Raw genomic sequence first — 12,349 nt, 5'->3', positions numbered from 1 at the left:
CCTACTTCAGCTGCGACGCGGTGTAGTAACCCTGGTCCACCAGCACCCGGGTGTTGGACTTGTCGATGCTGACCGGGTTGAGCAGATAGGTCGGCACGACCTTCTCGCCGTTGTCGTACGACTTGGTGTCGTTGATCGGGGGCTTGCCGCCGGTCAGCTTCGCCTTGGCTATCTGCACGGTGGCCTTCGCCAGCTTGCGCAGGTCCTTGTAGATGGTCTGCGTCTGCTGGCCCCGCACGATGGACTTCACGGAGGCCAGCTCCGCGTCCTGCCCGGTCACCACCGGGAACGGCTTGGCCTTCGTGCCGTAGCCGGCGCTCTTGAGCGCCGACAGGATGCCGATGGACATGCCGTCGTACGGGGAGAGGACGGCGTTGACGTCGTCGGTGCTGTACGCCTTGTTGAGCAGGTCCTCCATGCGGTCCTGGGCGGCGCTTCCGCTCCACTTGTCGGTGTAGAGCTGGTTCAGCTTGGTCTGCTTGGAGCGGACGACCAGCTCACCCTTGTCGATGTACGGCTTGAGCACGCTCATCGCGCCGTTGTAGAAGTACCGGGTGTTGTTGTCGTCCGACGACCCGGCGAACAGCTCGATGTTGAACGGGCCCTTGCGGCCCTTGGCCAGGCCCAGCTTGTCGGCGATGTACTGGCCCTGGAGCCGGCCGACCTTGAAGTTGTCGAAGGTCGCGTAGTAGTCGACGTTCTTCGTGCCCAGCAGCAGCCGGTCGTAGGAGATCACCGGGATGTTGGCGTCGTGGGCCTGCTTGAGGACGTCGTTGAGCGCACCGCCGTTGATCGGCGCGATCACCAGCAGCCGGTGGCCCTTGGTGATCATGTTTTCGATCTGGGCCACCTGGGTGCGTACGTCGTCCTCGCCGAACTGCAGGTCCGTCTTGTAGCCCGCAGCCTGGAACTGCTTGGCCACGTTGCGGCCGTCGGTGATCCACCGCTCGGAGGACTTGGTCGGCATCGCGATGCCGATCGTCCCTCCCTTTGCCTTGCTCTTGTACCGACTGCCGCCGACCGCTTCCTGGCCACAGGCCGTGGCGGTCAGCGAGAGCGCGAGGAGGCCGGCGCCTATCGCCGCGACTCGTGCGCCTCTTACCGTACGCATGGTGATGGGGTCCTTCCCTGGGGCGTCATTGCTCAGGACTTCTGGGGGGCCGTGCCGGTCTCGGCGTCGGACGCTTCCGTGACGGGGAAGCGCCGCAGCGGCCCCGGCAGCCGGGAGCCCAGCGGCGACAGCCCGCCGTCCGCGCCCAGCCGGGCGAGCAGATCGAGCACGAGCCGGCCGCGGCGCACCCGCTCGCGCGCGCTGTTCAGCGCCACGTCCCGCAGTTGCGCGCCGTAGGGGTAGATCCCCGGAGACTTGCTGAGCCCGAACTTCAGATAGATGGGGGCGCCGCGGCGGATCAACTCGGCCGCGTCATAGAGCCGTACGTACCCCCCGAGGTCGTCCGGGGCCTCGATGTAGAAGTCCATCGGGGCGCGGGAGACCCGGCGGATCTCGGTGAGGTGTTCCAGCGTCAGGTCCGAGGGGATGTTGATCGAGTCGGCGCCCAGCCGCTCGTACACCGCGAACGAGGCCGGGTTGACGGGGCCGACCAGCGCGGACAGCTTGAAGGTGGTGTCCGCGGGCAACTCACCGCGCTCCCGCAGCTGGTGCAGCAGCCACAGCACGCCCTCGTCGGCGACCAGCAGGCACTTCACGCCGAGCGAGGCGGCCCGCAGCGCGTCCTCCACGCATCCGGCGACCGCGTCGTGGCCGCGGGCCCGCAGGCCACCGCCGCCGGAGTCGGAACGGGTGGCGCCGCCGATGTCCCAGGTGCCGCGCGGACCGGTGAACAGGCACAGCTCGGCGTTGCGCTCCGCGCAGGACTCCACCATCTCGGTGATCTCGGCGTCGGTGAGCATCCACACGCCGCTGCCCTGGCTGATCCGGTGGATCGGTACGTCGAGCCGCCCGGCCTCCTTGAACACGGTGGCCAGCGCCTCCGGGCCCTCGACGGACGGGATCTCGGTGCGCCAGGTGCCACCGTCGGGGAAGGAGTGCGCGGAGGCGTCGGCGGGGTCGGGCGCGGGCGCCGCGTGGCCGAGCGGGGCGAGGGCGGCGTCGGCGGGACGGCGGGGGCCGGAGGGAAGGGCGGAGGCGGCGGTGGTCACGGTGCTCCTTGTATCGCCGTAAGGACTAGGTGAAGCCCTCGTCTTTGAGGACCGTTCAGGTTTTCGGGGGACGCGGGTGCTCCCCGGGGGGATACGGGAGGGGTCAGGCGGGCCGCAGCAGCACCTTGCCCACCTTCGGATCACCGCTCCCCACCAGCTCGATGGCGGTGGCGAAGTCGATGAGCGGCAGTTCGTGGGTCACCAGCGGCAGCAGCGTCAGCAGCCCCGCGTCGAAGACCCGCACCGCGTGCGCCCACGCGTCCGGCGCGGCCCCGAACACGGTCTGCACCTCGATCTGCCGGACGACCAGGTCGGTCGGGTCGAGCCCGTCCGCCGTGCCCGCCGCCGGGATCCCGGTGAGCACCAGCCGTCCGCCGCGCCGCAGCAGGGCCGCGGCGGTACGGGCGGCGGGGGCGGACCCGGCGGTCTCGATGACGACGTCGAAGCCGCCGTGAACGTCCTCCAGCCGGTCGTTCGTCACGAACGACGTGGCGCCGAAGGACAGGGACAGCCGCTCCCGGTCCGGCCGGGTCCCGACCACCAGCAGCTCGGCGGGGGAGACGGCGGCCAGGAACTGCACGGCGATCATGCCGAGCGTCCCGGTGCCCACCACCGCGACCCGCTGCCCGGGCTGCGCGTTCGCCTTGAGCGCGGCGGCGGCGATGCACGCGGCGGGCTCCAGCAGGGCGGCCGCGGTCAGATCGGCGTCGTCGGACAGCGGGTGCAGCAGCCGGGCGGGCAGGGTCAGGGTGGTGGCCATCGCGCCGGGCTGGGTGAAGCCGGTCTCCTCGTACCCCGCCGTGCACAGCGTGGTCTCCCCGGCGTGACAGCGGTCGCACACCTGGCAGTTGCGGAACCCCTCGCCGACGACCTTGCGGCCGACGAGCGCCTCGGGGACGCCCGCGCCGACCGCCTCGACCGTCCCGGACCACTCATGGCCGGGCGTGACGGGATACCGCACGTACCCCTCGGGCCGGTTGCCCTCATACACCTCGCGGTCGCTGCCGCAGATCCCCGACGCGTGGACCCGCATCAGCGCGTCCCCGGGCCCGGGCGCGACCGGGGCGGTCTCGGTGAGGTGGAACGCGCCGGGGGCGTCGAGGACGAGCGCGGTCACTGCTGCCCGCCCTTCGGGTCCCGCTTCTCCCAGCCCTCGGCCCACAGGTCGAACCGGGCCTGCTGCTGCGGGAATTCGGCGGCCGCGTCGGTGTCCAGCTCCACGCCGAGGCCCGGCTCGTGGGACAGCTCGAAGTAGCCGTCCACGACCTGCGGCGCGCCCTTGACCACCTTCTTGATCTCCGCGTCGGCGAAGTCGTTGAAGTGCTCCAGGATCTTGAAGTTCGGGGTGCAGCCCGCGACCTGGAGCGACGCGGCGGTCAGCACCGAGCCGCCGACGTTGTGCGGCGCGACCAGCACGTAGTGGGTCTCGGCGGTCGCGGCGAGCTTGCGGGTCTCGAGGATGCCGCCGAGGTGGCCGACGTCCGGCTGGATGATGTCGACGGCCTGCGACTCGAACAGCTCGCGGAACTCGATCCGGTCGTGGATGCGCTCGCCCGTCGCGATCGGCAGGTTCGTCTTCTCCGCGACCTTCGCCAGCGCCTTCAGGTTCTCCGGCGGCACCGGCTCCTCCAGCCACGACGGCCGGAACCGCTCCAGCTCGCCCGCGATCCGCACGGCGGTCGACGGGCTGAACCGCCCGTGCATCTCCACCAGCAGCTCCGCGTCCGGCCCGATCGCGTCCCGCACCGCCTCGACCAGCGAGATCGAGTGCAGCGTCTCGGCGTGGTCCAGCTCGAAGTGGCCGGTGCCGAACGGGTCCAGCTTCAGGGCCTGGTAGCCGCGCTCGACCACCGTGGTGGCCGCCTTGTGGAACGCCTCGGGGGTGCGCTCGACCGTGTACCAGCCGTTCGCGTACGCCTTGACCCTGTCGGTCACCTTGCCGCCGAGCAGCTGCCAGACGGGCACGCCCAGCGCCTTGCCCTTGATGTCCCAGCAGGCCATCTCGACACAGGCGATGCCGGACATCACGATCTCGCCCGCGCGGCCGTAGTCGCCGTACTTCATCCGGCGCACCAGGTCCTCGACCGCGAACGGGTCCGACCCGGCGATGTGGTTCTTCTCGGCCTCGTGGAGATAGCCGAGGAGCGCATCGGTGTGGCCGAGCATGCGGGTCTCGCCGACGCCGGTGATGCCCTCATCGGTGTGGACCTGCACGTAGGTGAGATTGCGCCAGGGGGTGCCGACGACATGCGTGCTGATTCCGGTGATGCGCAAGGCTATGACCCTTCGCGATGTTCGATATTTCGTCACTCGTTCGAAATCTTGGCGTGACGGTAATCACCGGGCGTCAGAGGTGTCAATGGTCCTGCGTCGAATGGTTATCGAACGGCGGCCGGGACGACGCCAAGCGCGCGAACGATGCCGATCACCCCCAGACCTCCTCACCCCGGGCCATTTGGCGGACGCGGTCGTGTCGATGCCGTGACCCCGTTCCGCCGGGCGGCAGGCTGCGCCGCTGACGGCGAAGGTTCATCGAGAGAGGCGGTCAGATGAAAAGAGTACTGCGAACCATCTTGCTGAGTAGCTGCGTTGCGGCGGCCGTTGCCTTTGGTGGCATCCATCAGGACGGTGGCACCCACTCCACTCGGGCACAGCAGGTTCCGAACCCCAACGACCTGCTCCGCGCCTTCATCCAGGGCGGATCGGCTCAGGACAACGACTGCGACAGCCGGCTCGGGGGCTTGGTCACCGGGGGCACCAGCGGCAGTAGCGGCAGCAGTGGGAGTAGCGGCAGTAGTGGCAGCAGCGGCAGCAGTGGCAGTAGCGGCAGCAGCGGCAGTAGTGGGAGCAGCGGCAGCAGTGGGAGCAGCGGCAGCAGCGGGAGCAGCGGGAGCAGCGGCAGCAGCGGGAGTAGCGGCAGCAGTGGCGGTAGCAGCAGCGGGAGCAGTGGCAGTAGCGGGAGTAGCGGCAGCAGTGGCGGTAGCAGCAGCGGCGGCATGTCCCTCGCCGCGTTCAGCGTCGCGCCCAACTCCGCGCCCAGCGGCATCGGGGCGAACTGCCGCAACATCCGCGGATAGCGGCACTGGTAACCGGTCGCGGTGAGCGGAGCATGATGGAACAGCCCACCAAGGCCCCTGCCGGGCGGCCCGGGGGCGCAGACGCCGGGCGGCAGACGACCGCCCGGGTGTGTGCGCCCCGGGCGCCCGTGCTGGAGGGGCCGGTCGAGGCCGGACGGACCTGGTCCGGCCCCTCCCTCGTCCTGCTGGCGGTGACCGCCGCCGTGCTGCTCGGCGCGGCGCTGTGGCATCTGGCCCTGGTGTTCCTGAGCATCGCGCCGCCCGGTCCGGTGCAGCGGACGTACGCACACGCCATCGAGGCGCACGTGAACCCCGAATTCGGCCAGGACTGGCAGCTGTTCGCGCCCCAGCCGCTCCAGGCGAACGTCCGGGTCGAGGCCCGGGTGCGGACCGTGGCGGGTTCCGGGGCGCGCCGGACCAGACGCTGGACGAGCCTCACGGCCCAGGACATCGCGGCCATTCGGCACAGCCCGCTGCCGAGCCATGCGGATCAGAACCTGCTGCGCCGCGCCTGGGACTTCTACCGGGACACCCACAACCGGCGGGAGATGCCCACTGACGCGCGGGGCGCGCTCTCCGCCCAGTACCTCAAGCGGATCGCCCTGAGCCGCCTCGCGCCCGACGCGCACGGCGCACGGATCACCGCGCTCCAGGTGCGCAGCAGGGCCGTTCCCGTACCGCCCCCGCACTGGAGCGACCGCGCCCCCGTGCGGAACACCCCGCACCGCACCCTGCCCTGGTGGCCGGTGACGGACGACGACCACAGGGGACTGTGACGTGAACCGACTGGCCCCGCTGGACCGGCTGACCCGGCTGATCACCTTCGCCGCCCGTCCCCACGCCTCGTACCAGGCCGCCCTGTTCCGCATCGGCCTCGGTGGGATCGCGGCCGCCTTCCTGCTCCGGGAGTGGCCGCACCGGCGGCTGCTGTACGGCGACCGCAGCCCTTGGTCGCCCGAGATGGCGGCCCGGGTCATCGAGGAGGACCACCGGTTCAGCGTGCTGCTGTGGTCCGGCGGCCACTGGTGGTTCGAACTCGTCTACCACGGCGCGATCGTGGCGTCCGTCCTGCTGATGCTGGGCTGGCGCACCCGGGCGACCTCGGTGGTGTTCCTGGTGGCCGTGCTCTCGATCGAAAGCCGGAACACCTATCTGGGTGACGCCGGGGACAACGCGATGCGGGTGATGGCCCTGTACCTGGCGTTCACCCGCTGCGGCGCGGTCTGGTCGCTCGACGCGCGCCGCAGCGCCCGGGCCCGGCGGCAGGGCAAGCCGGTGGACGACCGGGCCGGGGTGGCGATGTGGCAGGCGATCGGGGTGCTGCTCCTGTGGGTGTCCGACGGCTTCCCGCACACCGCGTGGGCGACGGTCCTCTGGGCGTTCTGGGCGGCCCACGGCGCGTGGTACGCGGCGCACCGGTGGTCCTGGGGGCACCGGGCGCGTGACCTGCTCGACGCGGTCACGGCGATGCTGCACAACTGCGCCATGCTGGTGATCGCGGTCCAGGTCTGCCTGATCTACGGGACGGCGGGCTGGTACAAGATCCAGGGCGCCCTGTGGCAGGAGGGCAGCGGGCTGCACTACGCCCTGCACCTCGACTACTTCATGCCGTGGCCCGCCCTCGGCGGGCTGCTCGCCCACAGCATGCTGGTGGTCTACCTGCTGAGCTACGGGACGGTCATCGTGCAGGCGGCCTTCCCCTTCCTGCTCGGCTACCGGCGGCTCAAGAACGTCCTGCTGGCGGCGATGATGCTGGAGCACCTGGCGATCGGCGTCGTCCTCGGCATCCCGTTCCTGTCCGCCATGATGATCGTCTCGGACGCGATCTTCCTGCCCACGTCCTTCCTGCTCCTGCTGGGCACGCGGTGCGCCCGCCTCGCCCGCCGCGCGCGGCGCATGACCGGGGCGGCGGTCAACCCGCCGTCGCGGGAGCACCCGCCCAGCGGTATCGGACACGCCGCACGGGGGTGACGTTCCCGCAGGCCGCGGGGCGGGCCCGATAGCTGTACAGGGACTTCGTCCCCCACAGGGAATCCGCCCCCGCTCACGGAGGTCCGTACCCCATGCGCAACCGTCGCCGCTTCCTCGGTGCCGTCACCGGCCTGCTCATCGCCGCTCCCCTCATCCCCGCCGCCCACGCGGCCCCGGCCCCCGCCCCCGCTCCCGCCCCCGGTTCCGCCGCCCCGGCCGGGGTCCCGGGGATGCCGTCGATGGGGCGGCAGAGCCTGCCGCTGCCGTGGGGCAACAACGTCACCGTGAACCGCATCGGCTACGTGAGCAGCAACGGCACCGTCGCCCTGTCGGGCACGTACCGCTGTCTGCGGGACGGCGCGGACATCCCGCGCGCCGACATCCTCGTCACGCTCACCCAGGGCCAGGTGCGGTACGGGCTCGGGGGCAGCCCGGCGCTCTGCGACGGCGTGACCCACACCTGGTCGGTGCAGGACGGCGCGGGCGTGCGCTTCGTACCGGGCCCGGCGCTCGTGGAGAGCAGCCTGCTGAGGTTCGAGGCCGTCCAGCAGTTCGTTCCGCTTCCGCGGACCGCGGCCGTGAGGGAGCGCGCGATCACGCTGGAGGCGCGCGAGTTGTGAGACCCGCCCCCCGTCGCCGCGCTTGAGCCCCTCCCCCACGGGGGATATCCCTTCTTTCCACCGCCTTTGTGCAGAGGCGGGCAGGGAGAGGGGGAACGGGGACGATGGCGACGGGGGACCCACAGGACCGCATCCCGGCGTATCCGGGCGTCGAGCGCTTCGTCGAGGCGTTCGACAAGCTGGTCATCCAGCAGCGGCGCAGCCGCAGCAGGGTGCCGGTGGTGCTGTTGACGGAGGAGGGCGCCGGGCGGGCCGGCCGGAGGATCGTGGGAGGGCTGCGGTCGCGGCTGCGCGGCCGCAGCCAGGTGCTGGCGCCGCACGCGTACGTACCGGCGCTCCGGCCCGGCTCCGATCCGCCGCCGCTGGAGCTGTTCGAGCAGATCGCGCTCCAGCTCGCGGAGTCCATGCCGGTCGACACCGGGCAGCTGCGGCTGCCGGGCTACCGGCTGCTGCACTCGGTGGTCACGGCCCCGGCCATCGACGGGCCCATCGAGCACCGCCACCGCGACCTGCGCAACCACTGCTACGACGAGCACCGCCGCTGGTCGCGCACGGCCAACACGCTGTGGCGGATCGGCGGCCGGGACCACGCCAGCGGCGGCTCGGTCGTGGAGCTGCTGTGGAACTTCGTGGCCGGGCCGCTGTGCCAGACCCTGCCGCGCTGGCTGTTCGGCGTCCGGTCCAGCCGCCGGATGCTCGGCCGCGGCCGCCACCGCCGCTGGTACGCGGAGTGGGCGCGGCTCCAGCGCGGCACCCCGCCCACCGACTTCTTCCGCTCTGCGCTCGACCACGTCCCCGGCGGCGAGGGCAGCGACCCGGAGCGCCTGGACCGGGTGCTGATGCACGCGCTGCTCGCGGACCTGGACGGGGCGGTGCGCCGCCGCCGCTTCCACCCGTGGCGGATGCGCCGCACCACCCGGTTCGTGCTGCTCTTCGAGGAGGCCGGGGCGCTGGACTCGCGGGTGCAGCGCTTCTTGCGCGAACTGCGCTCCGCCGTCGAGGACCTGCGCTGTACGTCGGTGATCGCGATCGCGGCCGGGGCGCGCTCGCTGGCCTCCCGCATCCCCGACATCGAGGCGGCCGACCTGGCCCACGCGGGCGCCGAGCTGGAGCTCGTCGAGCGGCAGGGCATGCGCGCGGGCCAGCCCACCGGGATCGTGGTGCCGGTGAGCGAGGGGCCGGAGGACGACGAGCGGGCGTCGTACTGGCTCGGCCGCCGTCCCACCCTGGTCGCGCCCTCCCGCCGCTGGGGCCCTCGTACCGAGATCGCGGGCGCGGCGGTCGTCGTGCTGGTCGCGCTGGGGCTGATGGCCGGCGGCCTCTACCGGCCGCTGTGGGGCGGGGGCGACGACAGCTGCGCGGGCCAGACCTTCCTGGGCAAGGACGGCCAGTGCGTCGGGGTGACGACGGGCACGCAGCGGTTCGCCCAGGGCACCAACGAGCGGCAGGTCAGCGAGGTGCTGGAGCAGATCGACCGGCAGAACGGCGAGGTGGACGCCGCGATGAGCCGCCGCGAGGAGGCGTCGCCGCGCTATCGCACGGTGGTCTACATCGGCCCGTTCAGCGGCGGCGCGGGCGCCGACGACCCGGTGCGCGGCGGCACGCTGCCCGAGCTGCGCGGGATCGCGCTCGCCCAGGCCCATGTCAACGCCCTGGCGCTGACGTCGGACGACCGGGTTCCGGTGCGGGTGCTGGTGGCCAACGCGGGCCATCTCTTCGAGGACGCCCCGGCCGTCGCCGACTCCATCGTCCAACTGGCCCGGCGCGACCCGTCGATCGTGGGCGCCGTCGGCCTCGGCCAGAGCCGCGGCTCCACGTACTCCGCGATCCGCAAGCTGGACGCGGCGGGCATCCCCATGGTCGGCACCTCCGGCACGGCCGACTCGCTGCTCTCCCAGGGTCCGCACTACTACCAGCTCGCGCCCGTCGACTCCCGCGCCGCCCAGGTCATGGCGGCCTTCGTCCGGGAGGCGGCGATGGTGACCCGCCCCGGCCGCGCCCCGGTGACGGCGCGCCGGGTGATGCTGATCGCCGATCCGAAGGATCCGTACAGCTCCGGTCTGGCCCGTTCGTTCCGCACCGAATACCGGTCTGGTCCGGTCGAGACGCTGCTGCTGGGGACGGGCGGGGGCGCCACCGGACCGGCCGGGCGGTCGTACGACACGATGGAGGACTTCGCGGAGCGGGTGTGCCGGGTGGCGGGCGGGGGCGAGCCGACGGGCGTCGTATGGACGGCCCGCGGCAGCCAGTTCGTCACCTTCCTGTCCGAGTACAGCAGGATGGCCGACGACTGCCCGACCGTCAGCGTGCTCGGCGGCGACGACGTCACCAACGCGCTGCTGCTGGGCCAGAATCCCTGGGCGATCTTCCAGGGGCTGAATCTGTACTACGTCTCGCACGGCGAGCCCTCGCGGGTCCGGGCGGAGAGCGCCCAGGCGTATCTGCGGGCGTACGACGCGCAGTACGGCGGCGAACGCGGGGTGCTGGCCCAGGCGATGCGGCTCGACGGGCACTCCCCGCTGGCCTGGGACGCCCTGTGCTATCTGTCCCAGGCCATCGACGAGGCCTGGGTGGGCAGCGGGAAGCGGGACGGGCGGCTGGACCGGACGCTGGTGCAGGCCGTGCTCTACCAGGGCCTGGGCAGCGGCGGCTTCAACGGGGCGACCGGCCGGATCGACGCCCACGGCGTGGCCGGGGGCGGGCGGCTGACCGCCGACAAGCTGGTCGCCATCCTGCACGGCGCGCCCGAGGGCGCGCCGCGGCCCGCGCTGCTGTGCGGGGCGGTGACGGCGACCGACATCCGGAAGAAGTGGGGGCCGGAGAAGCGGTACACCTGCCCGGTGCCCGTCGACTGACGGGCTATTCCGTTCCGCCTTCGTCTCCCGTACCTCCGTCTGCCCGGCCCAGCAGGGAGACGAAGGTACGGAAGAGGGCGGGCATGTCCACCGCGTCCGGGTCGTGCAGCCACTGGAACTGGAGCCCGTCCAGCACCGCGACCAGCAGCGGCGCGGCGGCCTCCGGGGTGAGCCCGCCGGGCAGCCGGTCGCCGAACTCGCCGCGCAGGGTGTCCGCCATGTCGGCGCGCACCCGCTCGTAGCGGCGGGCGAACCAGTCGCGCGCGGGGTGGTCCTCGGTGACGCTCTCGCCCAGCAGCGCGGAGAAGGTCTGCACGACGCCGGGGCGCATCGCGTTGTACTCCACCAGGGAGGCGAGCAGTTCCAGCGGCCAGGTGCCGCCGCCGTCGCGCCGCGCGGCGCCGGTGTCCCACTGGTCGCGCTCGGCCAGCACGGCGATGAGCAGCGCGTCCTTGGTGGGGAAGTAGTGCAGCAGCCCTTGCTGGGTGAGCCCGGCGCGCTCGGCCACCGCGCTCAGGGTGGCGCCCCGGTAGCCGCGCTCGGCGATGACGTCGAGGGCGCAGCGGACGATCTCCGCGCGCCGCTCCTGGCCGCGCCGGGTGGCGGTCGGGGAGCCGTCGTCCGCCGGCCTGTCCAGCCTGTCCATGGGAGTACCGTAGAACAGGTTTGGTAACGAAACAATAACGGTACCTACCTGAATACAGGTAAACGGGTCCACGATGGGCCCCGCCGATGGCGTGGAGAGCGTCCGGACCCGTTGAGGAGGCCGAGTCGTGGCAGATGCGATCAGTGCGGACGTGAGCGGTGTCGTCGAGAAGGCACTCGGCGCGCTCGACCTGGAGACCAAGGCCCGGCTGCTCGCCGGGCAGGACATGTGGTCCCTGCCCGCCGTCCCCGCCATCGGACTGCGCTCCCTGGTGATGTCGGACGGCCCGATCGGCGTCCGGGGCGTGCGCTGGACCGCCGACGACCCCTCCATCGCCCTGCCCAGCCCCACCGCCCTCGCCGCCACCTGGGACCCGGCGCTGGCCCGCCGCGCGGGGCGGCTGCTGGCCCAGGAGGCGCGCCGCAAGGGGGTGCACGTGCTGCTCGCCCCGACGGTGAACCTGCACCGATCGCCGCTGGGCGGCCGCCACTTCGAGGCGTACAGCGAGGATCCGTATCTCACCGGCGCGATCGGCACCGGCTATGTGCGCGGCGTCCAGGACGGCGGGGTCGGCACCACCGTCAAGCACTTCGTCGCCAACGACGCGGAGACCGAGCGCTTCACCGTCGACAACCGGGTGGGCGCGCGAGCGCTGCGCGAGCTGTATCTCGCGCCCTTCGAAGCCATCGTCAAAGACGCCCGCCCATGGGGTGTCATGGCCGCCTACAACGGGGTCAACGGCGCCACGATGACCGAGCACCGCGCCCTCCAGCGGGGCGTGCTGCGCGGCGAGTGGGGGTTCGACGGCTTCATCGTCTCCGACTGGACGGCCGCCCGGGACACCGCCGGGGCGCTCGCGGGCGGGCTCGACGTCGCCATGCCCGGCCCGCAGACCGTCTACGGCGAGGCGCTGGCCGCCGCCGTGCGCGACGGCCTGGTGGCCGAGTCGGACGTCGACGACGCGGTGCGGCGGGTGCTGACCCTGGCCGCCCGGGTCGGCGCGCTGGACGGCGCCGAGCC

Annotated in this window: 11 protein-coding genes; 5 read left to right on the top strand and 6 right to left on the bottom strand. The window is 72.3% G+C overall.

All coding sequences use genetic code 11. From position 1 onward, the window contains the following. Nucleotide 1: 1 nt before the first annotated feature. The 5 genes from chvE to EEJ42_RS51625 all read right to left on the bottom strand — a co-directional run bounded on the left by chvE (nucleotide 2) and on the right by EEJ42_RS51625 (nucleotide 5,227). Complete coding sequence (gene chvE / locus EEJ42_RS00975) at nucleotides 2-1,111, bottom strand: multiple monosaccharide ABC transporter substrate-binding protein (protein WP_123098139.1); 1,110 nt, start codon at nucleotides 1,109-1,111, stop codon at nucleotides 2-4. 32 nt (nucleotides 1,112-1,143) lie between these two features. After that, a complete protein-coding gene (locus EEJ42_RS00970) occupies nucleotides 1,144-2,160 on the bottom strand; it encodes a hypothetical protein (protein ID WP_123098138.1) in 1,017 nt (338 codons plus the stop codon). 103 nt (nucleotides 2,161-2,263) lie between these two features. Further along, nucleotides 2,264-3,277, bottom strand: coding sequence for a zinc-dependent alcohol dehydrogenase (locus tag EEJ42_RS00965; protein WP_123098137.1), 1,014 nt, complete (start codon nucleotides 3,275-3,277; stop codon nucleotides 2,264-2,266). Beyond that, the gene (locus tag EEJ42_RS00960) at nucleotides 3,274-4,434 is read right to left on the bottom strand and encodes a mandelate racemase/muconate lactonizing enzyme family protein (RefSeq protein WP_123098136.1); all 1,161 of its coding nucleotides are present in this window, start codon (nucleotides 4,432-4,434) and stop codon (nucleotides 3,274-3,276) included. Before EEJ42_RS00960 ends, EEJ42_RS00965 begins: the two co-directional genes overlap by 4 nt. A gap of 433 nt (nucleotides 4,435-4,867) precedes the next feature. Beyond that, nucleotides 4,868-5,227, bottom strand: coding sequence for a hypothetical protein (locus EEJ42_RS51625; RefSeq protein ID WP_221179298.1), 360 nt, complete (start codon nucleotides 5,225-5,227; stop codon nucleotides 4,868-4,870). A 42-nt stretch (nucleotides 5,228-5,269) separates the two neighbouring features. Between EEJ42_RS51625 and EEJ42_RS00950 the strand changes: the two genes are divergently transcribed. From EEJ42_RS00950 to EEJ42_RS00935, 4 genes are all read left to right on the top strand, one after another. Then, a complete protein-coding gene (locus EEJ42_RS00950; RefSeq protein WP_123098134.1) occupies nucleotides 5,270-6,013 on the top strand; it encodes a DUF5819 family protein in 744 nt (247 codons plus the stop codon). Nucleotide 6,014: 1 nt separating this feature from the next. Further along, nucleotides 6,015-7,208 carry an HTTM domain-containing protein gene (locus EEJ42_RS00945; RefSeq protein ID WP_123098133.1) on the top strand — a complete coding sequence of 398 codons (1,194 nt, stop codon included), beginning with the start codon at nucleotides 6,015-6,017 and terminating at the stop codon, nucleotides 7,206-7,208. Between the two features lie 92 nt (nucleotides 7,209-7,300). Then, nucleotides 7,301-7,828: a DUF6299 family protein gene (locus tag EEJ42_RS00940; RefSeq protein WP_123098132.1), complete on the top strand. Its 528-nt coding sequence runs from the start codon at nucleotides 7,301-7,303 to the stop codon at nucleotides 7,826-7,828. A 104-nt stretch (nucleotides 7,829-7,932) separates the two neighbouring features. Continuing rightward, entirely contained in the window at nucleotides 7,933-10,683 is a 2,751-nt protein-coding gene (locus EEJ42_RS00935) for a type 1 periplasmic-binding domain-containing protein (protein WP_246095940.1), read from the top strand. 4 nt (nucleotides 10,684-10,687) lie between these two features. Here the strand turns inward: EEJ42_RS00935 and EEJ42_RS00930 are convergent, their stop codons facing one another. Further along, complete coding sequence (locus EEJ42_RS00930) at nucleotides 10,688-11,329, bottom strand: TetR/AcrR family transcriptional regulator (protein WP_123098131.1); 642 nt, start codon at nucleotides 11,327-11,329, stop codon at nucleotides 10,688-10,690. A 127-nt stretch (nucleotides 11,330-11,456) separates the two neighbouring features. On the opposite strand from EEJ42_RS00930, the gene EEJ42_RS00925 reads away from it, so the two are divergent. After that, on the top strand, nucleotides 11,457-12,349 hold an 893-nt coding region (locus tag EEJ42_RS00925), incomplete at its 3' end, for a glycoside hydrolase family 3 protein (protein ID WP_148081802.1).

Source organism: Streptomyces botrytidirepellens (assembly GCF_003721215.1).
Taxonomy (GTDB): domain Bacteria; phylum Actinomycetota; class Actinomycetes; order Streptomycetales; family Streptomycetaceae; genus Streptomyces; species Streptomyces himastatinicus.
This window is presented reverse-complemented; position numbering and strand designations above follow the sequence as displayed.